The 20,524-nt window shown below is 65.5% G+C and carries 18 protein-coding genes; 10 read left to right on the top strand and 8 right to left on the bottom strand.

All coding sequences use genetic code 11. The features are described 5' to 3' along the window. Positions 1-2: 2 nt before the first annotated feature. Both R3E77_16150 and R3E77_16145 read right to left on the bottom strand, forming a co-directional pair. A complete protein-coding gene (locus tag R3E77_16150) occupies positions 3-620 on the bottom strand; it encodes an SH3 domain-containing protein (GenBank protein MEZ5500948.1) in 618 nt (205 codons plus the stop codon). Further along, on the bottom strand, positions 617-2,656 hold the full coding sequence (locus R3E77_16145) for a M3 family metallopeptidase (protein ID MEZ5500947.1): 2,040 nt from the start codon (positions 2,654-2,656) through the stop codon (positions 617-619). The genes R3E77_16150 and R3E77_16145 overlap by 4 nt, the downstream gene beginning before the upstream one ends. 182 nt (positions 2,657-2,838) lie before the next feature. On the opposite strand from R3E77_16145, the gene gorA reads away from it, so the two are divergent. Continuing rightward, the gene (gene gorA, locus R3E77_16140; protein MEZ5500946.1) at positions 2,839-4,191 is read left to right on the top strand and encodes a glutathione-disulfide reductase; all 1,353 of its coding nucleotides are present in this window, start codon (positions 2,839-2,841) and stop codon (positions 4,189-4,191) included. 12 nt (positions 4,192-4,203) lie between these two features. Here gorA and aroE read toward each other — a convergent pair whose 3' ends face one another. After that, positions 4,204-5,049, bottom strand: coding sequence for a shikimate dehydrogenase (gene aroE, locus R3E77_16135; protein ID MEZ5500945.1), 846 nt, complete (start codon positions 5,047-5,049; stop codon positions 4,204-4,206). Between the two features lie 91 nt (positions 5,050-5,140). Here aroE and R3E77_16130 point away from each other — a divergent pair, with 91 nt between their 5' ends. The 3 genes from R3E77_16130 (at position 5,141) to R3E77_16120 (ending at position 6,870) form a co-directional block, all read left to right on the top strand. Beyond that, positions 5,141-5,677 carry a sigma-70 family RNA polymerase sigma factor gene (locus R3E77_16130; GenBank protein MEZ5500944.1) on the top strand — a complete coding sequence of 179 codons (537 nt, stop codon included), beginning with the start codon at positions 5,141-5,143 and terminating at the stop codon, positions 5,675-5,677. 11 nt (positions 5,678-5,688) lie between these two features. Beyond that, complete coding sequence (locus tag R3E77_16125; protein MEZ5500943.1) at positions 5,689-6,387, top strand: DUF3379 family protein; 699 nt, start codon at positions 5,689-5,691, stop codon at positions 6,385-6,387. 63 nt (positions 6,388-6,450) lie between these two features. Continuing rightward, on the top strand, positions 6,451-6,870 hold the full coding sequence (locus tag R3E77_16120) for a hypothetical protein (protein MEZ5500942.1): 420 nt from the start codon (positions 6,451-6,453) through the stop codon (positions 6,868-6,870). A 43-nt stretch (positions 6,871-6,913) separates the two neighbouring features. Here R3E77_16120 and rlmJ read toward each other — a convergent pair whose 3' ends face one another. The 5 genes from rlmJ to R3E77_16095 all read right to left on the bottom strand — a co-directional run bounded on the left by rlmJ (position 6,914) and on the right by R3E77_16095 (position 13,299). Next, complete coding sequence (gene rlmJ / locus R3E77_16115) at positions 6,914-7,786, bottom strand: 23S rRNA (adenine(2030)-N(6))-methyltransferase RlmJ (protein ID MEZ5500941.1); 873 nt, start codon at positions 7,784-7,786, stop codon at positions 6,914-6,916. Next, positions 7,783-10,287: a DNA topoisomerase I gene (locus R3E77_16110; GenBank protein MEZ5500940.1), complete on the bottom strand. Its 2,505-nt coding sequence runs from the start codon at positions 10,285-10,287 to the stop codon at positions 7,783-7,785. Before R3E77_16110 ends, rlmJ begins: the two co-directional genes overlap by 4 nt. An 88-nt stretch (positions 10,288-10,375) precedes the next feature. Further along, positions 10,376-10,849: a DUF494 domain-containing protein gene (locus tag R3E77_16105; GenBank protein MEZ5500939.1), complete on the bottom strand. Its 474-nt coding sequence runs from the start codon at positions 10,847-10,849 to the stop codon at positions 10,376-10,378. Further along, positions 10,846-11,961, bottom strand: a complete 1,116-nt coding sequence (gene dprA / locus R3E77_16100; GenBank protein ID MEZ5500938.1) for a DNA-processing protein DprA — start codon at positions 11,959-11,961, stop codon at positions 10,846-10,848. The genes R3E77_16105 and dprA overlap by 4 nt, the downstream gene beginning before the upstream one ends. Before the next feature lie 90 nt (positions 11,962-12,051). Continuing rightward, positions 12,052-13,299, bottom strand: a complete 1,248-nt coding sequence (locus tag R3E77_16095; GenBank protein MEZ5500937.1) for a LysM domain-containing protein — start codon at positions 13,297-13,299, stop codon at positions 12,052-12,054. Between the two features lie 185 nt (positions 13,300-13,484). On the opposite strand from R3E77_16095, the gene def reads away from it, so the two are divergent. From def to R3E77_16065, 6 genes are read left to right on the top strand one after another with little or no spacing between them, the layout of a single operon-like run. Further along, positions 13,485-14,018, top strand: coding sequence for a peptide deformylase (def, locus tag R3E77_16090; protein MEZ5500936.1), 534 nt, complete (start codon positions 13,485-13,487; stop codon positions 14,016-14,018). Positions 14,019-14,041: 23 nt separating this feature from the next. Beyond that, complete coding sequence (fmt, locus tag R3E77_16085; protein MEZ5500935.1) at positions 14,042-14,986, top strand: methionyl-tRNA formyltransferase; 945 nt, start codon at positions 14,042-14,044, stop codon at positions 14,984-14,986. Then, positions 14,979-16,355 (top strand): 16S rRNA (cytosine(967)-C(5))-methyltransferase RsmB, encoded by a 1,377-nt coding sequence (rsmB, locus tag R3E77_16080; GenBank protein ID MEZ5500934.1) that lies wholly within the window; start codon positions 14,979-14,981, stop codon positions 16,353-16,355. The genes fmt and rsmB overlap by 8 nt, the downstream gene beginning before the upstream one ends. Continuing rightward, the gene (locus R3E77_16075; GenBank protein MEZ5500933.1) at positions 16,352-16,924 is read left to right on the top strand and encodes a DUF4390 domain-containing protein; all 573 of its coding nucleotides are present in this window, start codon (positions 16,352-16,354) and stop codon (positions 16,922-16,924) included. The genes rsmB and R3E77_16075 overlap by 4 nt, the downstream gene beginning before the upstream one ends. After that, the gene (locus R3E77_16070) at positions 16,921-19,107 is read left to right on the top strand and encodes an ATP-binding protein (GenBank protein ID MEZ5500932.1); all 2,187 of its coding nucleotides are present in this window, start codon (positions 16,921-16,923) and stop codon (positions 19,105-19,107) included. The genes R3E77_16075 and R3E77_16070 overlap by 4 nt, the downstream gene beginning before the upstream one ends. Before the next feature lie 10 nt (positions 19,108-19,117). Beyond that, a complete protein-coding gene (locus R3E77_16065; protein MEZ5500931.1) occupies positions 19,118-20,482 on the top strand; it encodes a sigma-54 dependent transcriptional regulator in 1,365 nt (454 codons plus the stop codon). Positions 20,483-20,524 lie beyond the last annotated feature (42 nt).

Below are 20,524 nucleotides of genomic sequence, written 5' to 3'. Positions count from 1 at the left end.
GTTCAATAGATGCGCAAGCCGCCGTACTTGCGCCGAATGCGCCGATCGAGCAGCCACCAGCCGAAGCCGGTGCCCGCGCCGAAGGCGAGCAGTGCCGCGAGCAGACTGACCCCGATCGAAGCGCCGCGTGAGGCAGTCTTTGCGGCCACATCGCCCCGGCCCATGAGCGGCGGCGCGCCGGTTTCCGCCTCGGCCTGGTCGGTCGGTGAGGCGTCTTTGGCGACCGTGGGCGCCGCCGGCGCGGGTGCGGCCGGCGTGGTCTTGTCGGAGCTCCCGGATCTTCGCTCCAGCTGACGTTTGGCATCCGCCAGTTCGCGCTTGACCTTGTCAAGTTCCTGCTGGCGCTGGTCGAGTCTTGCGCGCAGTGGTTCTTCGCGCGAGAGGTAGGAGCTTTTCATCCAGCCCTCGACGCCCGAGCGCAGTTGCACGCGCGCGAATCCATCCTGCTCCTCGAGCACCTCGACGGCATCGGCGCTGCGCGCGCTGGCGAGACGCTCGCCAGCGCCCGGCTCGGTGGTCAGGTTGATGACCAGCTGCTCGACGACATAGCGGGTGTCGCCGACTGCGAGTGCCGGCAACACGAGTCCGGTTGCCAGGATGGTGGCAGCGAGTGTCTTCATTGGCGGATTCCGTCCTGTTGCAACAGTGCGTCGATGGTCGGTGGCCGGCCCCGAAACTGCACGAAGCCTTCGAGTTCGTCGCGGCTGCCGCCACGGCTCAGGATGGCGTCATAGAATCGCTGTGCGGTTGGCGCATCGAAGACGCCGTGCTCGCGGAACGCGCCGTATGCATCGGCCGCCAGCACCTCGGCCCACTTGTAGCTGTAGTAGCCCGCCGCGTAACCGCCGGAGAATATGTGCGCAAAACTGTGCGGCATGCGATTCCATGCCGGCGGCTTGACGATAGCCACCTGATCGCGCACACGCTGCAGGGTCTCGTAGACGCTGGCGCCCCTGGCCGGGTCGTAGTCGGCGTGCAGATGAAAGTCGAAGAGCGCGAATTCGAGCTGGCGCAAGGTGGCGAGCCCGGCCTGGAAGCAACGGCTCGCCACCAGTTTCTGACGCAGCGCCGGCGGGAGTGCTGCGCCGCTCGCATAGTGAACCGCGATGCGTTCCAGTACCTCGGGTTCCCAGGCGAAGTTCTCCATGAACTGGCTCGGCAGCTCAACGGCGTCCCAGGCCACGCCATTGATACCGGCGATACTCGGATAGTCGACCTGGGTGAGCATGTGGTGCAGACCGTGCCCGAACTCGTGAAACAGGGTCAGGGTGTCGTCGTGCGTCAGCAGCGCCGGCTGGCTGGACGAGGGCGGCAGTGAATTGCAGACGAGATAGGCGACCGGCAGCGCCTGCGTCTGTCCTATGCGCATGCGATCGACGCAGTCATCCATCCAGGCGCCGCTGCGCTTGCGCGGGCGGGCGTAAGGATCGAGATAGAAGAATGCGCGATCAGCTCCCGTGCGGTCGCGCACCGCATAGAAGCGAACGTCATCGTGCCAACGCGGCACGCCGTCGAGTTGCGCGATGTGGATGCCGAACAGTCGTTGCGCCACGTCGAACATTCCCTCGAGTACGCGCTCGAGGCCGAAGTAGGGGCGTAATTCTTCCTGTGAAATGCCGAAATCGCGCTGTTGCAGCCGTTCCGAGAAGAACGTGATGTCCCAGGCGTCGAGTGGTCGGCCGGCGAAGTGCTCGAGTGCCGCGTATTCGCGTTCGGCAGCGGGTCGCGCGGCGCGCGCCAGATCATCGAGCAGCGCCAGGACCTGCTCGCGGCTCTTTGCCATGCGGCTGGCGAGCGAGTAGTCGGCGTAGTTTGCAAATCCGAGGAGGTTTGCAGCCTCGTGGCGGCGCGCCAGGATGTCACACATGACTTGGCTGTTGTCGAAACGGCCGCCATCGTCGCCGGCATCGGCAGCCCGCGTGTTCCACGCGCGGTAGAAATCGCGCCGCAAAGTCGCGTGCTCGGCTTCGGAGAGGATGGCGACGTAGGTGGGTTGATCGAGCAGCAGAAGCCAGCCGCCGACCCCGGCATCCCGGGCGCGCCTCGCGGCGGCGTCGATGAGCGCATCGCTCAAGCCGGCGAGTTCGGCTGGATCGGTGACCCGGCGCTGATAGGCCTGGGTGGCATCGAGCACGTTCTCGTCGAACTTCGAGCCAAGCTGTGCGAGCTCGTTCATCAGCGTCTTGAAACGCACCCGTTTTTCGCCCTTGAGCGCCACGCCGCCCAACCGGAAGTTGCGCAGTGCAAGTTCGAGCAGGCGCGACTGTTGTGGCAGCAAGCTTGCCGACTCGTTTGCAGCAATACGCTGGTAGGCGGCGAACAGCTGCTCGTTCTGGGACAGATCGCTCTCGAAATCCGCGAGCAGCGGCAGGCAGCTGTTGTAGGCGGCGCGCAAGTCATCGTTGCTCGCCACCGCGTTCAGGTGGGAGATGGGCGACCAGCGGCGCGACAGCTCGTGGCGTAGTCTTTCGATTGGCTCGACGACGGTGGCGAACTGCGGCGGCTCGACGGCGCACAGCTGTTCGATCTGCTGCCGTTGCGACGCCAGCAACGCCGACAGTTCGACGTGGACTGCGGCGGGGCGTATGGCAGCGAAATCGGGCAGCAACGGGTGCGGCGGTAGGGTTGGCGCCGCCTGCGGCATGGATGCGGACATTGCGGAATTCTACACAGTCGCGCCTGCCGACCGGCCGGCCGTCGCGGCTTTCGGCAAATCCCCGGGGAAAACGCGGCGATGGCAAGCGCCCCCGGGTAGCGGCGAAGTCGCTTTGCGGCCGCGCCGTGTTATGAGATAGGTTCTACCATCGGCGCCGTCGTGCGCGATTTGCGGGGCCCGGCGTGGCGGAACAGCAATACGATCTCGCGGTCATAGGCGGTGGTAGCGGCGGACTCGCAGCGGCACAGCGGGCTGCCGAATACGGCGCGCGGGTATTTCTTGCCGAGGGGGCGCGCCTCGGCGGCACCTGCGTCAACGTCGGTTGCGTGCCCAAGAAGATCATGTGGTATGCGGCAGAGCTGGCGCACCAGATCAGCGATGCGCGCGGCTACGGCTTCGAGGTTTCGGCGAGCGGCCACGATTTTGCGGCGCTGAAGGTCGCCCGCGACGCCTACGTACGAAGACTGAACGACATCTACGCGAGCAATCTCGCACGGCGCGGCGTGGAGTGGCAAAAGGGAGTGGCTCGCCTCACCGGCCCCAACGAGATCGTGATCGACGGTCGCGAGCTGCGAGCGCGACGCGTCCTGATCGCGACCGGCGGCGAGCCGATGCGTCCGCCGATCGCCGGCGCGGAACTTGCGCTCACCTCGGATGATTTCTTCGCGATGAGCGAGCGCCCCGAGCACGTAGCGATCATTGGCGCCGGTTACATCGCCGTGGAGCTCGCGGGTGTGCTTCGCTCGCTCGGCGCCCGCGTGACGCTGGTGATACGCGGCGCGCAGGTGTTGCGGCACTTCGATTCCATGATCGCCGAAACCGTGACGGCGCAGCTCCTGGCCGACGGTGTCGCGCTGGTGCCGGATAGCGAGGTGACGGCCATCGAGGGCGGTGACCAGGGTGGTTTTTCCCTGCAGCTGCGAGGCGGCGCAGGTGTTGGCGGCTTTGACTCGGTCATGTTGGCCATCGGGCGCAGCCCGGCCAGCCGCAACCTCGGTCTCGAGGCAATCGGCGTCGCGCTGGATGCCGATGGCCATGTACTTACGGACGAGTGGCAGGCCACCAATGTCGAAGGCGTGTTCGCACTGGGTGATGTCACCGGGCGGGCGCCGTTGACGCCGGTCGCAATCGCTGCGGGGCGCCGGCTCGCAGACCGATTGTTCGGCGGCAGGCCCGAACGGCGCCTCGACTATGAGCATATCGCGAGCGTCGTGTTCGCCCACCCGCCGGTGGGCACGGTGGGTCTCAGCGAGGCCGATGCCCGTGCGCGTCATGGCGATGCGGTCAAGGTCTACGAAGCCGGCTTCCTGCCCATGTATCACGCACTCACCGAGCGCAAGGCGCGCGCGCGCATGAAACTGGTCGTGCTCGGCGAGGAGGAGCGCATCATCGGTTGCCACGTGGTCGGCGCGGGCGCCGATGAAATGCTGCAAGGCTTCGCCGTGGCGATACGCATGGGCGCGACCAAGCGCGACTTCGACGATACGGTGGCGATACACCCGACCAGCGCCGAGGAGCTGGTCACGATGCGCTAGGGCAGAGCTCCCCTAGGCGATCGAGCGATCGCGCGTCTGCCCCGCAAGCGCGGCGAGCACGGGCAGTGTCTCGGGCCGCACGCCATGCCAGAGCCAATAGGATTCTGCGGCCTGTTCGACCAGCATGCCCCAGCCCTGGTGGGTATTGATGCAGCCGCGATCCTTGGCCCAGCGGATGAAGGGTGTATCGGTGCGACTGTAGGAGAGGTCGTAGCAAATCGTGTCGGCGTTGCAAACGCCGGGATTGATTTCGGGCACTTCGCCGCTCAAGCCGGCAGAGGTTGCATTGATCACATAGTCGTAATGCTCGCCGGAGAGATCAGCGAGTGCGCTTGCGCGCACCGGCCCCAGATCACAGAAAGCGGCGGCCATGCCATTGGCTTTCTCGATGTTACGGTTGGCGATGACGATTTCCGCCGGGTCGAGTGCGAGCAGGGGACCCAGGATGCCGCGGGTGGCGCCGCCTGCGCCGATGATCAGCAGTGTCTTGTGAGTGACGGTGAGTCCAAGGTTGTCGCGCAGATCGCGCACCAGCCCGCCGCCGTCGGTGTTGTCGCCGAGTATGCGATCCTCCTGGCGGGCCAGGGTGTTGACCGAGCCGGCACGCTCGGCACGTGGCGTGAGTTCGTTGGCAATTTCGGCGGCAGCGCGTTTGTGCGGCACCGTCACGTTGAGACCATTGCCGCCCCTGGCGAAAAACGCCAGTACCTTGGAGCGGAAGTCGTCGGGCGGGTATTCGAACAGCCGGTAGGTGAACTGGTGGCCGGTCTGTTTGGCGAACAGGCCATGGATGAATGGCGACCAGCTATGACCGATAGGGTAGCCGACGACACCGAATTGGGCGGATTTATCTGTCATGGATGGGTGCTGGTCCTGGGATTTTAGGGGCCAGCGCGGAATTGAGGTAGATTTCGCTGCAACAAAAAAGCCGGATTGCGGGTCTTTATACATGAACAAAGGTGGGTCGGAACAGCCTGGAGCCGGCGAATTTGAGCGCCAGCTCGCGCAGTTTCGGCCACAAATGTTGCGTTTTGCGCTGTGGTTGGCACGCGATAGGACCGTGGCCGAGGACGTCGTGCAGGATGCGATGGTCAGGGCCTGGAAGGCACAGGGCGATCTGAAGGAGCCGCGCGCGCTGCGCCAATGGCTGTACACCATAGTCCGGCGCGAGCACGCGCGTTTGCACGAGCGCAAGCGGCTGGAATTGACCGATATCGATGCATTGCTGGGCAGCGAGGACATGCAACTGGCGCAGACCGACGACAGCGAAATCGACGATTTGCGAGGCGCCATCCTGGCATTGCCCGAGGAATACCGGGAGCCGCTGGTCATGCAGGTGCTGGGTGGATTCTCGACGACCGAAATCGCGAGCGAACTCAATTTGACGCAGGCGGCGGTCCTGACCCGCCTGTTCCGGGCGCGGCACAAATTGCGCGATGCCCTTGGTGGAGCTGCAGTGGTGGATGAGGACGACAGTCAGCGATGAGTACGCCAGGCATGTCTTGTGAAGCGGCACGGCTTCGCATCGGTGGCGAACCGGGAGTCAGTGACGAGGCGCTGCGAGCGCACATCGCCGGCTGCCCGTCCTGCGGGCAGCTGCAACGCGAAATGCAGGAACTCGACGCGCGTATCCATCGCGCCCTGCACACGCAATTGCCCGCGGCCGACAATGTCGTGGCCTTGCCGGCAGCGGCTGGCGCGCTCGTGCGACGGCCACAATGGCAGCGCATGGCGCTCGCCGCCACGGTGTTGGTCGCGGTGCTCGGCGCAGTCGTGACCTTCGCGATCCGGCCGACGCCATCACTCGCCGCCGCTCTCGCCGCCCACGTCGCGCACGAACCGACAAGCTGGGACGAACGACCGCGCGTCGATCCCAGGGATCTCGAAGCCGTGTTGCGCCGCAGTGATCTGCACCTGTCGCCGGATGGCGCCAGCCGCGTCACCTACGCCATGAGTTGCTGGTTTCGCGGCTCTTTCGTTGCGCATCTGGTCGTGCACACCGAAGAGGGACCGGTCACCATCATGCCGTTGCCCGGGATTTCGGTTGCAGGCGAGGAGGCATTTACCGAAGGTGACTATAGCGGCGTGATCGTGCCGGTAAGTCATGGCAGTATTGCGGTCATTCGACGCGGCTCCCAGCCGCCGGCTGACCGTACGCGACAGTTGCTGTCGGCACTGGCGCTCGATGTTGGCTGAAGCGGATATCCGCAGTCGATGTGTTCAACGTACGTTCGTTCAAAATGTTCTAAGGAGAGCTCGATGTCGAAGACGTTCCTGAAAAAACCCGTTGCCATGGCGGTCGGCGCCGCACTGGTGACTTCTGTCGCGGCGATGAATGTATCGGCCGCCAACGCCTTCAGCGCCGAATCGCTGGCGACGGCCTACATGGTCGTTGGCGAAGGCTCCTGTGGTGGTGACAAGGCGAAGGAAGGATCCTGCGGCGGCGACAAGGCCAAAGAGGGTTCCTGCGGCGGCGACAAGGCCAAAGAGGGTTCCTGCGGCGGCGACAAGGCCAAAGAGGGTTCCTGTGGCGGTGACAAGGCCAAAGAAGGATCCTGCGGTGGTGACAAGGCCAAAGAGGGCTCCTGCGGCGGTGACAAGGCTGCTGAAGGCAAGTGTGGCGAAGGCAAATGCGGTGAAGGCAAATGCGGCGAGGGCAAGTGCGGTAGCGACAAGTAATCGCTGACCGCGCAGGCTCGACTGCGCATTTGGCAAGGCCCGCTCAGTGATGATCGGGCCTTGTTCTTTTTGTGGCCGTCTCGTGGTGCAGGATCCGCGCGTTCGCGCGGCCGGTCCTTGCAAGGCAGCCGCCCAGGTAGTCCTGCCAGCCTTGCAGGCCCCTGGCGAAAGCGAATGGCGGATTGATCACGGCGAAGCCCGATCCGGTGAGACCGGGTGCATCCTCGGCCAGCAGCGACAGCTCCGCTTGCAGCCACGGACGGCCGAATGCCGCGCACGCGCGCGCAACGGCCGCCGACACGCGGCGCTCACGGGAGAGCGGATACCACCACAGGCAGACCGCGGTCTCGCAGCGCTTGCGCACATCGTCGAGCGCAGCCTGCAACGCCGGTAATTCGCTCGCCGTATCCTCGTAGGCAGGATCGATCAGCAACAGGCTGCGTGCCGACTTTGCGGGCAGTAACGCACGCAATTGGCCGGGTCCGTCGGCACACAGAATTCGCGTGCGAGGCCAATCGGCGAGCGCGGCCTGCAGTTCCTGCGCCACCTCTGGCTCGCGCTCGATGGCGATGACGCGATCCTGCGCGCGCGCCACCATGGCGAGGAAGCGTGGTGATCCAGCATATTGCAGCAGGTTTCCGGCGCCCGGGTCGTCACGACGCAGCAGCGCAACGTAGTTTGCGATCTCGGGTGGTGGTGCAACCTCGTCGATCGCCGTGAGCAGACGCCAGATACCCGAAGCGGCCTCGGCGGAGTTGTCGGAGCGCTCGAGCCGATAGCGTCCGGCGCCTGCGTGGGTGTCGATGCATTGGATTGCAGCAGGTTTGGCTGCCATGGCGGCATGCACGGCGATGACCGCGATATGCTTGTGCACATCGGCGAAATTACCCGCGTGGTAGAGGTGGCGGTATTTCAATCCGCGGTGGCGTCTGCCTTTGTGGTGGCTGCCTTGCGCGGCGCAGCCTTCTTCTTCGCGGACGCACTCTTCCTGGCGCCGGTCTTCGCCTTCGCCTTGCCCCCGGCCTTGGCCTTGGCCTTGCCCGTCTCCCGCGTCGTCGCGGTTGCCGGCGCCTCGGCGCTCGCAGCCGGGCGCGCGGCGCTCTTGCCGCGACGGCCGCGCTGGCCGCGCAACGGCGCATTGGCGAGCAGCTCGCGGCAGTCATCGAGCGTCAGCGCCTTGGGTTCGCGATCCTTGGGAATCTTGGCATTGCGCTTGCCGTCGGTGACATAGGGCCCATAGCGGCCATTGAGTACCTGGATGCCCGCATCGGCGAAATCGTTGATGATGCGATTGGCATCGGCTTCCTTCTTGGCCCGTATGACCTCGAGCGCGCGCTCGAGCGTCACGGTGTAGGGATCGTCGTCTTTCAGCGATGCGTACTTGCTGCCGTATTTGACGTAGGGGCCGAAGCGCCCGATGTTGGCCGATACCGGCTCACCCTCGGCGGTCTCACCGAGGTCGCGCGGCAACTTGAACAGCTCCATTGCGTCGGCCAGCGTGATGCTGTCCATTTTCTGGCCCGGGCGCAGCCCGGCGAAACGCGGTTTTTCGTCGTCGTCCTTGGTGCCGATCTGTACGAAGGGACCGAAGCGGCCCATGCGCACCGTAATCGGTTTGCCGGTTGCCGCGTCGCGGCCGAGCTCACGTGCCTGAGCCACTTCCTCGCGCGTGACGTTCTTGTCGATGTCGCGCACGCGGCTGATGAAGGGCCGCCAGAATTTCTGCAATGGCTCGGTCCAAGGCTCCTCGCCGCGTGACACCGCGTCGAGCTCATCCTCCATGGCAGCGGTGAAGCCGTATTCGACGTAGCGATGGAAATGCTTGGTGAGAAAATCGTTGACGATCTTGCCGATGTCGGTCGGCGTGAAACGCCGATTCTCGTTGTCGACGTATTCGCGATCGCGCAGCGTCGACATGATGGTCGCATAGGTCGACGGACGGCCGATGCCGTGCTCTTCGAGCGCCTTGACGAGCGATGCCTCGGTAAATCGTGGCGGCGGTTCGGTGAAATGCTGGTTCGCAGTGACTTCGACGAGCTTCACTGCATCGCCTTCGCTCATGGGCGGCAGGATCCGGTCGGACTCGTCGTCACCGCCGGGCTCGTCACGACCTTCCTGGTACACGGCCATGAATCCCGCGCTCACCATGGTCGAACCATTCGCGCGCAGTACATGGCGTGCCGGGCCATCCTGACCTGCCAGCATGTCGATGGCGACCGTGTCGAACACCGCATGCGCCATCTGGCAGGCGATCGCACGCTTCCAGATGAGCGAATAGAGCCGGAACTGGTCTGGCTCGAGATACTGCTCGATCTCCGCCGGCACGATGGCCGCGGACGTCGGCCGGATGGCCTCGTGCGCCTCCTGGGCGTTGCGCGACTTGGTCTTGTAGGCGCGCGGTTCAGGCGCGACCGACGCTTCACCGTAGAGGCGGGCGGCCGTGGCGCGAATTTCCGTAACGGCCTCCGCAGCGAGTGCGACCGAGTCGGTACGCATGTAGGTAATGAGGCCGACATTGCCGGTGCCGATATCGACACCTTCATACAGCTGTTGCGCCAGGCGCATGGTGCGCTGTGCTGAATAGCCGAGTTTGCGCGAGGCTTCCTGCTGCAGCGTCGAGGTGGTGAACGGTGGCGCCGGATTGCGCCGCCGCTGCTTGCGGTCGATGCTGTTGACCTTGAGCTGACCGGCGGCCGCGCTCAGCAGGGTGGCTTCGACCTCACGTGCCGATGCGGTATTGGTGAAGCTGAACTGTTCGACCTTGGTGCCAGCGTACTCGACGAGCTTCAGCGGGAATTGCTGTTCGCTGTGCTCGCCTGCGGCATCGATGGTCCAGTACTCGCGCGGCACGAACGCCTGGATCTCGGCTTCGCGCTCGCAGATCATGCGCAGCGCCGGGCTCTGCACACGGCCCGCGGACAGGCCGCGGCGTACCTTCTTCCACAACAGCGGCGACAGATTGAAACCGACCAGATGGTCGAGTGCGCGCCGCGCCTGTTGCGCGTTGATCAGATCCAGCGACAGGTCGCGCGGATGCTGGACCGCCTCGCGAATCGCGTTGCGTGTGATCTCATAGAAGGCCACGCGATAGACCTTTTTGCCCTTCAGGTCGCCGCGTTCGCGCAGGATTTCGTGCAGGTGCCAGGCGATGGCCTCGCCCTCGCGGTCCGGGTCGGTCGCGAGATAGAGTGCATCGCCCTTGCGCAGCGCCTTGGCAATGGCCTCGACATGGCGTTCGTTCTTCTCGAGCAGGCGATACGTCAGGGCGAAATCATTCTCGGCGTCGACCGCGCCTTCCTTGGGAATAAGGTCGCGGACATGACCATAGGAGGCGAGCACCTGGAAATCCTTGCCGAGGTATTTCTTGATGGTGCGCGCCTTGGCGGGCGATTCGACAACGACGAGATTTTCAGCCATAGCGGTTAGATTGTGACCAGTCGCGTCAGGGGTTCAGCCACGGCGCTGCGCCAGCCCGGCGAGGCCGCGGCCCGTACCGCGGGAGAATTCAATGCGCGGTGCCGCTCGGCGCGTCGAGGAGCATGTACTCCATGCGGGCGAACGACAGATCCGGGTTGGGTTGGCTCGACAATACCATCAGCACCACCCACTTGATCTGCTCGATGCCGAGTTCCTCGGTTTCGAGTGCCAGCAGACGTTCGATCACCAGTTCGCGTTGCGGTGGTGAGAGCACGTTGCGCGATTCCAGCGCGAGCAGAAAGCCGCGGCACTCGGTGGGCAGGCGGGTCAGTTCGCCATCGGTGAAGACGCGGATGGCGGTGCCGGCCGGCTGCAGCGGCCCGTGCTCGCCCTTGGCCGCGAGATCCGCCAGCCAGTCGAGAGCCCGGTGGACGCTCGATTCGGCGAAACCGGCTTCGGCCAGGTCGCGCACGAGTTCCGGCCGCGGCGGGACTTCGCCGCCATCGGCAAGCATGTAGTGATCGAAAACGTAGATGAGAACGTCGAGGATATTCTGATTCATAGTCTGTTATCGGGGATCCGACTGTACCGGCCACCCGGGCACGGCTCGATCAGGTCCTTGAGCTCGAGAATGAGCAGCATGGAGGCTATTGAGTCGCCCGCAATCCCGGTTCGCGCGACCAGCTGATCCACGCTGGTCGGCTCGAAGCCGAGCGCATCTAACAGGATTTCGTAGTCCTTGTCCAATTGCGGCGCCGCCCCGGTAGCCGTCCGGCCGCGCGTAGGGGTGCTCGTAACTACTTGATTTATATTGCATAAACGCAATTCCTCCAGGACGTGTCGGGCGGTTTCGACGAGCTTGGCGCCGTCGCGTATCAGCTGGTGGCAACCATGGGCCAGCGGATTGTGGATGGAGCCGGGTACAGCGAAGACTTCGCGGCCGTACTCGCCGGCCTGGCGCGCGGTGATGAGCGAGCCGCTGTCGCGGGCGGCCTCGATGACCAGGCAACCCAGGGCGAGGCCGGCGATGATGCGGTTACGCTGCGGGAAATGGTGTCGTCGCGGGGCTGTGCCTGGCGGAAATTCGCTCACCAGCGCGCCGCCCGTGGCGAGGATGCGCGCGGCGAGATCCTTGTGCGCGGCCGGGTAGATGGCATCGAGTCCGGTGCCGCAGACCGCGATGGTGACACCATTCGCCGCCAGGCAACCCTCGTGACAGGCGGCGTCGATACCAAGCGCGAGCCCGCTGGTGATGGCGAGGCCCGTGTCGGCAAAATGCCGCGCGAACTGCCAGGCTGTCTCGCGACCGCTGGCGGTGGGATTGCGGGAACCGACCATCGCGAGTTGCGCCTGGCTGAGCGCTGCAACCTCGCCCCGCAGGTAGAGTGCGGCCGGCGCGCCGGCCGTGGCGGCGAGCAGGGGCGGATAGTCGGGCGGGCCGGCCAGCAGTACCCCGAGGCCCAGGCGTTGCCGCCATGCCAGGTCGCTCGCGACGAGGGCGGGATCAGGCCGGCGCAGCCAGTCGATGGCGGGGGCAGCGATGCCACAGGCTGCGAGTTCGTCGCGGCTTGCCTGCAGCAGGGCGTCGGTCGAGCCGCAGCGAGCCAGCGCCGCGAGCAGTTGCGCGGCGGTGAGCCCCGGCGCGCGGGCGAGGATGGCGTCGCTGTCATGCATTGCGCCAGAGCATAAAGCAATCGGCCGGCATCGCTGCCGGCCGATCTGTCCTGGATGAACTGAAAGAGCGCTGGCTTCGCGCCCGGCCGTTTACGGCGTACGCACCCTGTCGGCAATGCGTATCGGGCTCGTCGCCGCGACGATCAGGCCGTAGCTGACGCGATCATAGGTGCGAAACACCAACAACGTGCCGGCGCGCTCATCGGGCAATTTGACGCGCTCGGCAAAGGCGTTGCCGACGCGGCGCCCAACCAGCCCACGACCGGCATCGCGATCGCGAACCGTCTCGCCTGCCTGATCGACCGCGAGCACATGACCGGGCAGCAGGCCATGGCGCGCGCCACGGTTGATGACCACGATCTTGTATTGGCCGATGAGTTCGACACCGTCGATGACGGAAATGATCTGACCGTCGACATTGTTGTCAGGTGCGCGCGGCACGAAGTCGAGCGGTACGTCGGTTTCGGTCTTGATGAGCCGATCGCCAGCGAGGGTCTCGCGAGCCGCATCGGTGAGGCGAACCTTGCCCGGATCGCCGGCATTGACCACTTCGGCCGTGCCCGTGTAGACACCCTGGTAGCCGACCAGGGCGCCATCGTCCGGGTCGACCAGCGGTTCGCCGACATGCACGATGGCAAAACGGCCGCCAGCGTCGCGCTGCAGGTTGCGCACATAGGCTTCATGACCGGTACCGCCGACCATGTGACCATCGCGGAAGGACAGCACGCGCGGCGCGACCTGCGCCTGATCCGAGGTAATGACGGTCGGGCGTTCGAGGAAGGCTGCGATCGCGGCGTAGGGAATGGTCGCGATGGCGCCGGCGAGCGGTTCGCTGCGCAGGCGCGGATCGAGCCGCGCCGCACCGGCGCTGCCCAAAGTAATCTGCGGCGAGCCGTTCGCGCCGAAGGCGAGCACCAGCTCGTCGCCGGGATAGATGAGATGCGGGTTCTTGACCTGCGGATTGACGTACCAGACTTCCGGCCACAACCAAGGATCGCGCAGGAACATCGATGCGATGCCCCAGAGCGTGTCGCCGCGCTTCACGATGTAGTTGCGCGGGGCATCGTCGCGGATGATGTCGCCTGATGGCGCAGCGGACTGCACGGCAGCGCCGTCGCCCTGCGCGGCTATGGCCGCTTCGGTGGCCGTGAGCGCCTGTCCTTCGTCGACGCTCGTGTCATCGTCGGGCGCCATCGCGCGCGGCGCGGACGCGCCGACCACGGCGGCGCTGTCATCGCCACGGGAAGTGCTCGCGCAGCTTGTGAGCAACGCGAGACCGGCCAGCACGCCCAGGCCGAGGACCAGGGAATGCCTAACAAGTGTCTGATTCAAAAACATCCTTTGCTCCTGGGCCACGGGTGAGGCAGGGGCTGCCGCTGTTATAATCGCAACCAGCGCGCAAACCCACGGTTTAATGTCAACTTTGTGCGCTGTGTCACGCCCATGCGGCAGCGCACCCGGACCTTGAGTGATACGGGCAAGCGGCCCGGTGGAATGAAACAACAGCTACCATATTTCGTCAAATGTCACGGCTCGCCATACTCGAATACCCCGACCCCCGGCTACGCACCCGGGCCGCGGTGGTCACCTCCTTCGACGCCGCGCTCGAGCGGCTGATCGCCGACATGTTCGAGACCATGTATGCCGCACCCGGTATCGGCCTTGCGGCGACCCAGGTCGACGTACACCAACGCATTATCGTCATGGACGTCTCGCGCGACCGTGACCAGCCGCGCGTATTCATCAACCCCGAGATCCTGGTCCGTGACGGACAGACCGTAACCGAGGAAGGCTGCCTGTCGGTGCCCGGAATTTTCGATGAAGTGGAGCGCGCGGCTACGGTGCGCGTGCGCACACACACGACGAAGGGCGAGCTACGTGAACACAGCCTGGCAGATCTCGAGGCCGTCTGTTTGCAGCACGAAATGGACCACCTCGAGGGCAAGCTGTTCGTCGACTACCTGTCGGACCTGAAGCGCGAACGGATCCGCAGGAAACTGGCCAAGGCGCGGACCGAACGGACCGACAAGCTGGCGCTGCGCGAACCGGCGCTCTAGAGATCGCGACGGCCACCGCGCCCGTGAAGTCCCTGCGTCTCGGCTTCGCCGGAACACCGCAGTTCGCTTTGCCCTCGCTGGCCGCCCTGCTCGCATCCGTGCACCAGGTAATCGGCGTGCTGACCCAACCCGACCGGCCTGCCGGGCGCGGCCAGCGGACCGCGCCGAGTCCGGTGCGCGCGCTCGCGCAATCGCATGGCGTCCCGGTCGCGACCCCCGTAACCCTGCGCGATGCCGCGGTCGAGTCCCTGCTCGATGGCTGGCAGCTCGATGCGCTGATCGTGGTCGCCTATGGCCTGCTGCTGCCGCCCGCCATTCTTGCCCTGCCGCGCGCGGGTTGCATCAACGTGCACGCATCGCTCCTGCCGCGCTGGCGCGGAGCCGCACCCATCCAATGGGCCTTGCTCGAGGGCGACGTGGCGACGGGTGTCACCATCATGCAGATGGACGCCGGTCTCGATACCGGCCCGATACTCGCGCGTCGCGAGCTGGCGATCGGCGCCCGCGAGACGGCACCGGAACTGGGCGCCCGGCTGGCGGCACAGGGTGGCGAATTATTGCTCGGGGCCCTCGCGCGTCTGGCCGCGGGAACTCTTGCCGGCCAACCGCAGCCTGACCTAGGAGTAACCTACGCGCGCAAGTTGAATAAAAAGGACGCCCGGGTGGATTTCAGGCGCAGCGCTGTCGAAATAGATCGCAAGGTAAGGGCCTTGTGTCCGTGGCCAGGCACGGAGGCATCCCTGGGTGGCGAACTACTTCGGATTCATGCGAGCCGCCTGCGCCCGGAAACGGCACAGCCTGCGGCCCGCCCCGGCGCCGTGCTGGAGTTTGCGGACGACGCCCTCTGGGTTCGCTGTGGCGAGGGCGAGCTCGGGATCACGCGCATGCAGCGGCCCGGCCGGCGCGCGGTCAGCGCGCGGGACTTCGTGAACAGCGAGCGGGTCCTGGGCGGGCAGTTCGATGTCTGAGCCCGCCGTACATCGGCACCCCCGACGCCACGCGAAAGCGCCCGAGCGCGCGAAGCTGCCGGGAGCTGCCGTCTTTGCGGCGGCCGCAAGCGCCGTGGATGCCATTGCACGCCAGGGTTGTTCGAGCGAAATTGCCCTGGCGAGCGCGCGCGAACATAGCGACAGGGCGGCCGTGCGTGCCGTGACACTGGGCAGCGTGCGCTGGTACCTGCGCCTGCAAGCAGCGCTCGCACCGCTCCTCGCCAGACCGCCCGCGAGCCTGCAGCCGCCACTGTTCGCCCTGCTCGTCACCGCCGCGCACCAGATTGTCTATTCGCGCACGCCTGCGCAGGTGTGCGTCAACGTCGCGGTCGAGGCGACACGGGTGCTCGGCGCCGCGCGCGCCGCCGGCCTCGTGAACGCCGTGTTGAGACGCTTCGTCAAGGAGCGCGACGAGATCCTGGGCGCCGTCGACCGTGATCTCGCGACGCGCCATGCGCATCCACCGTGGTTCGCAAGCGAACTGCAACGCGACTGGGCGTCGCAGGTGGAGGCGATACTGGAGGGCAACAACCAGCACCCGCCGATGACATTGCGTGTCGATGCCGCGCGTGGCAGTACTGCGGAATACCTTGGCGCGCTCGATGCAGCGCATATCGAGGCGAAGGCCGTTGCCTGGCGCGACAATGCCATCGAGCTCATGCAGCCCATCGCGGTACGCAGGTTGCCGGGCTTCGAGGACGGACTGGTGACGGTACAGGATGCCGCCGCGCAGCTCGCCGCGGTCCTCGTCGATGCCCGCGAGGACATGCGCGTGCTCGACGCCTGCGCTGCGCCGGGCGGAAAGACCGGCCAGTTGCTCGAACTCGCGCCGCGTCTGCGCTTGATTGCCGCCGACGTCGACGCCGAGCGGCTGCACTTGTTGCGCGATACCCTGCGCCGCATCGGTCGCAGTTGCCAGGTGGAGTGCGAGGATCTCACCCAGCCGTCGCCGGCGCTGCGCCAGCGTCGCTTTGAGCGCATCCTGCTCGATGCCCCCTGCTCCGCGACGGGCGTCATTCGTCGCCACCCCGATATCAAGCTGCTGCGCCGCGCCAGCGATCTGCAGGCGCTCGCAGCAACGCAGCTTGCGATGCTTCGCCAGGCGCTCGATCTGCTCGCCCCAGGCGGCGAAATCCTCTACTGCACCTGCTCGGTGCTCGCGGTGGAGAACGATCGCTGCATCGAGGCGCTGCTCGCGGCGGATCCCCGCGTCCAGGTGCTGCCCATCGAGCACGGGTCGGGCCTGCCGCCGGATGCGGCATATACGCGCCATGGACTGCAATTGCTGCCCACCGCAGCAGCGGGTTGTGATGGTTTCTATTTCGCGCGCCTGGGGCTCGGCCGATGAGAGGCCCGCTGCGACGCTCATTCCTGCTGCTTGCGGGGCTACTCGCAACCGCGGGCCTTGCCAGCGCCGACACGCTCGACGGCAGCCTGCAGATCGAGTCGGCCTATGTCACGGTCGATGGCGGCGTCTATCGCTTGAACGCCGTGATCCGATTTCCGCTCAATGAGGAAATTCATGCCGCCCTCAAGGAAGGGGTGAGCCTGCGCTTCAATGTCGAGACCGTCATCGTGCGCGAGAGACGTTACTGGTTCGATGACAGCATCGTCGGGCTTGCCATCGAAAAGGAGCTCTCCTACCACAGCGTGAGTGATCGCTACGTGGTGCGCGACCTGCGCAACTCCGACCAGGCATCGTTCGTAAGTCTCGAGGATGCGGTCGATGCGATCGGTCGCATCGAGAATCGGCCGATCCTGGTCGAGCCGCAACTCGATGCCAGTGCCAGTTACCGGGTGAGCGTTCGCGCCGGCGTGCGCCGCGGCCGGGTCCCGGATGCGTTGCGCTTCTTTGTCTTCTGGAGTGATTCCTGGCATCGCGAGAGCGACTGGTACTCGTGGACACTGCCGCATTGAGACGATTGCGCCCTTATCTGCTGATCGCGGCCTGGGTCGTGCTCGGTGGCATCGCGCTGCTCGCGCTCGCCAAATCGGCGCAGAACTCCGCGCAGTTCAGCCGCTGGCAACCCTGGATCCTTCTGGTCAACGTGCTTGCGCTGGTCATGCTGGTCGTATTGCTCAGCCGCAAGCTCCTGCAACTGTTGCGCGACTACCGCAACCAGGTACCCGGATCGCGGCTCACGCTGCGCACTGTGGGCGTATTCAGCGGCCTGGTCGTGGCGCCACTGCTGGTGGTCTACCTCTTCTCGCTGGAGTTCCTAAATCGCGGTATCGACAGCTGGTTTCGCGTCGAAATCCGCCAGGGCCTGAACGATGCCGTGGTGCTCTCGCGCGCAGCGCTCGATCTTCGCATCCGGGAGCATGTCGAGCGCACCGAAAGGCTGGCAGCCGACCTCGGCACGATAGCCGAATCGCGCATGCCGTCGGTCATCGACACGGAGCGACGCAATGACTCGGCGCTCGAGATCGCTGTATACGGTCCGCAGGACCGTTTGCTCGCGATCAGCGGCGCGGCGCTCGATGTCATACCCGAGCGGCCGGCGCGCGAAATAGTCCGCCAGGTCGGGGGCGGCCAGACTTATGTGTCACTCGAACCGGCGGCCAAGGGCCAGTACGTGATACGCACCGCGGCGCCGATACCGGGAGCGACACCGAATTCCTCGCGCTATGTGCTCGTCGTGCACGAGGTGCCAGCACAGCTCGCGGCGCTCACCGACGCCGTGCAGTCGAGCTACTCGCAATATGGCGATCTCGCGGCCTTGCGCGAGCCGCTGAAGAACATTTTCAGGCTCACGCTGACCCTCGTGTTGCTGGTGGCCATGCTCGCGGCCATTTACGGCGCGATCGAATCGGCACGACGCCTGGTGCGGCCGGTGCAGGACCTGATCGCCGGCACCCGTGCGGTAGGCAAGGGTGATTTCGCGACCCGGTTGCCACTGCCGTCGCGCGATGAAATGGGCTTCCTCGTGCATTCGTTCAACGACATGACCAAGCGGCTGCGTCGGGCGCGCGCGGAAGCCGATCGCAACCAGCAGCAGCTGGAGCGCCAGCGCGCCGGTCTCGCGGTCATCCTCGCGCGCCTGTCATCGGGTGTGATCGTCATCGACAAGGAGTTGCGGCTGCGGGTCGCGAATGACGCGGCCGGCGCGATCCTGGGTGTCGATCTGACGGCGGCGGTGGGTTTGCCGCTCGCCGAATTGCGCGCCGGCAGCGCGAGACTCGAGCAGCTGGTCGCGGCGCTGCTGGCCCATTTTGCCGCCGACCGTGACGAATGGCGCGAACAGCTCGAGCTCGACGGCGAGGCCGGCGCGCGCGTCCTCATGTGCACCTGCACGCGGTTGCCGCGCGACAGTGAAGAGGAGCCGGGCTATGTCGTGGTCTTCGATGACCTGACGGCTCTCCTCAATGCCCAGCGCGACGCCGCCTGGGGCGAGGTGGCGCGTCGCCTCGCCCACGAAATCAAGAATCCGCTTACGCCCATACAGCTCTCCGCCGAGCGCATGCGCCGCCGGCTGATGCAGCACATGCAGGCCGAGGACGCCGACGTGCTCGAGCGCGGCACCCGGACCATCATTCAGCAGGTCGATACGATGAAGCAGATGGTGAATGCGTTCTCCGAGTACGCCCGCGCGCCGGAGACCAAGCTCAGCCGATTCGACTTCGACGAACTGGTCCGTGAAGTCGCGGAGCTCTATCAGACCCAGGACCCCGCGATCGCCATCGTGACCGAGCTCGCCGGGGTCCTGTGGATCGAGGCCGATCGCGGACGATTGCGCCAGGTGCTGAACAATCTGCTCACCAATGCGGTCGAATCGCTGAGTGGTGTCGCCGGTGCGCGGATCGAAATCAGTACCAGCCGCATTCAACGTAATGAACGCGCCTACGTGCGGATTCTGATCCGCGACAACGGGCCGGGTATCGCGCGCGAGCTCCTGGGACGGGTATTCGACCCCTATGTCACCAGTAAACCGAAGGGCACTGGACTCGGTCTCGCCATTGTCAAGAAGACCGTCGAGGAGCATGGTGGCAGCATAAGCGCCGACAATATTGCTACCGGTGGTGCCTGCGTTACGCTTGAGTTACCGTTGCGCAGTCGGATCAAGGATGAGCACGCTGCGGCGGTCGTTGAATCGGGTTAGGGGAAGCTGGATGAGCGGTGCGAGCATACTCGTCGTCGATGATGAAGCGGACATACGCAGTCTGCTGAGCGAGATACTCGCCGAGGAAGGCTATCGCGTCGAAGTCGCGGCCGATGCCACGGCGGCGCGGGCTGCGCGCGCGAGACGTTCGCCCGATCTGGTGCTGCTCGATATCTGGATGCCGGACGTCGATGGCATCACCTTGTTGCGCGAGTGGTCGACCGACGCGGCCGCTGGGCCGCCTGTCGTGATGATGTCCGGCCACGGTACCGTCGAGACCGCCGTCGAGGCGACCCGGCTTGGCGCCTTCGATTTCGTCGAGAAACCGCTCTCGCTCGCGAAGCTTCTGCGCACGGTCGAACGCGCGCTCGAGCATGGCAAGCGCGGACGCAGCGCCGGACGCAATATCCCTGCACCGCTCGGCGTGCCGGTCGGCAAGAGCCGGTTGATGCAGGAATTGCGCACAGAGATCGAGCGTGTGGCGGCCCTTGCCGCGCCGGTGCTGATGATTGGCGAGGCAGGCACGGGCCGCGAGTCCTTCGCGCGCTATCTGCACGATCGTTCGGCGCGCGGCAATGAGCCATTCGTAACCCTGGTGGCGAGCGAGCTGCGCGACACCGACGCCGAAACCGCGCTGTTCGGCGCGGAGACCGCGCAGGGACCGAGCCGCGGCGCACTCGAGCGTGCCGGCAACGGCACCTTGTTCATACTCGAACTCGAAGACTTGCCAGGCAACGCGCAACGATTGCTCTTTGGCGTGCTCGAGACGGGTTCATTCTGCCGAGTGAACGGCACCGAACGCATCAAATTCGCCGCCCGGATCGTATCTGCGGCGCGCCCCGGCATCGAGACGCGCGCACTCGAGGATGGTTTCCGGCGCGACCTGCTTGGGCAGCTGAATACCTTGCTCGTGCGCATTCCGCCACTGCGCGAATACGCAGAGGACGTGCCCGAGTTGTTGCGCCACTATGTCGACCGGTTGGTTGACGTCGAGCAGTTGCGCTATCGGCGCTTCAGCGTCGCGGCGCAGAACCGCCTGCGCAATTATCCCTGGCCGGACAATGTCCGCGAATTGAAGGGCATGGTGCAGCGGTTGCTCATGAAGCCTACCGCCGACGACGTCTCCCTCGAGGAGGTCGAGCAGCAGATCAAGAGCTATGCCCCGCCCGATGAGCCTCTGGTGAAGCAGGACCTGCTGGCATTGCCGTTGCGCGAGGCGCGCGACCAGTTCGAGCGCGCGTACCTGCAGCAGCAATTGCTGCTCTGTCACGGCAAGGTGGGTCTGCTCGCGAAGCGTGTCGGTATGGAGCGCACGCACCTGTATCGCAAGCTGCGCTCGCTCGGCATCGATTTTCGAAGTTCGCCGGACGACTGAAAGACCCGGCTACGCCCGCCGGCGTGGTGCAAAGCCGGACGT

It is taken from the genome of Steroidobacteraceae bacterium, from assembly GCA_041395505.1.
In the GTDB taxonomy this organism is placed as follows: Bacteria; Pseudomonadota; Gammaproteobacteria; order Steroidobacterales; family Steroidobacteraceae; genus JAWLAG01.
Note: the sequence above shows the minus strand (reverse complement) of the source record. Positions and strands in the feature narration are given on the sequence as shown.

Coding starts and splice junctions, on each gene's coding strand:
- R3E77_16065 (MEZ5500931.1), top strand. CDS start 19,118: ATGAGCGGTGCGAGCATACTCGTCGTCGATGATGAAGCGGACATACGC.
- R3E77_16150 (MEZ5500948.1), bottom strand. CDS start 620: ATGAAGACACTCGCTGCCACCATCCTGGCAACCGGACTCGTGTTGCCG.
- aroE (MEZ5500945.1), bottom strand. CDS start 5,049: ATGACAGATAAATCCGCCCAATTCGGTGTCGTCGGCTACCCTATCGGT.
- R3E77_16095 (MEZ5500937.1), bottom strand. CDS start 13,299: ATGTTTTTGAATCAGACACTTGTTAGGCATTCCCTGGTCCTCGGCCTG.
- R3E77_16145 (MEZ5500947.1), bottom strand. CDS start 2,656: ATGTCCGCATCCATGCCGCAGGCGGCGCCAACCCTACCGCCGCACCCG.
- dprA (MEZ5500938.1), bottom strand. CDS start 11,961: ATGCATGACAGCGACGCCATCCTCGCCCGCGCGCCGGGGCTCACCGCC.
- R3E77_16105 (MEZ5500939.1), bottom strand. CDS start 10,849: ATGAATCAGAATATCCTCGACGTTCTCATCTACGTTTTCGATCACTAC.
- def (MEZ5500936.1), top strand. CDS start 13,485: ATGTCACGGCTCGCCATACTCGAATACCCCGACCCCCGGCTACGCACC.
- R3E77_16125 (MEZ5500943.1), top strand. CDS start 5,689: ATGTCTTGTGAAGCGGCACGGCTTCGCATCGGTGGCGAACCGGGAGTC.
- R3E77_16120 (MEZ5500942.1), top strand. CDS start 6,451: ATGTCGAAGACGTTCCTGAAAAAACCCGTTGCCATGGCGGTCGGCGCC.
- R3E77_16130 (MEZ5500944.1), top strand. CDS start 5,141: ATGAACAAAGGTGGGTCGGAACAGCCTGGAGCCGGCGAATTTGAGCGC.
- R3E77_16110 (MEZ5500940.1), bottom strand. CDS start 10,287: ATGGCTGAAAATCTCGTCGTTGTCGAATCGCCCGCCAAGGCGCGCACC.
- R3E77_16075 (MEZ5500933.1), top strand. CDS start 16,352: ATGAGAGGCCCGCTGCGACGCTCATTCCTGCTGCTTGCGGGGCTACTC.
- rsmB (MEZ5500934.1), top strand. CDS start 14,979: ATGTCTGAGCCCGCCGTACATCGGCACCCCCGACGCCACGCGAAAGCG.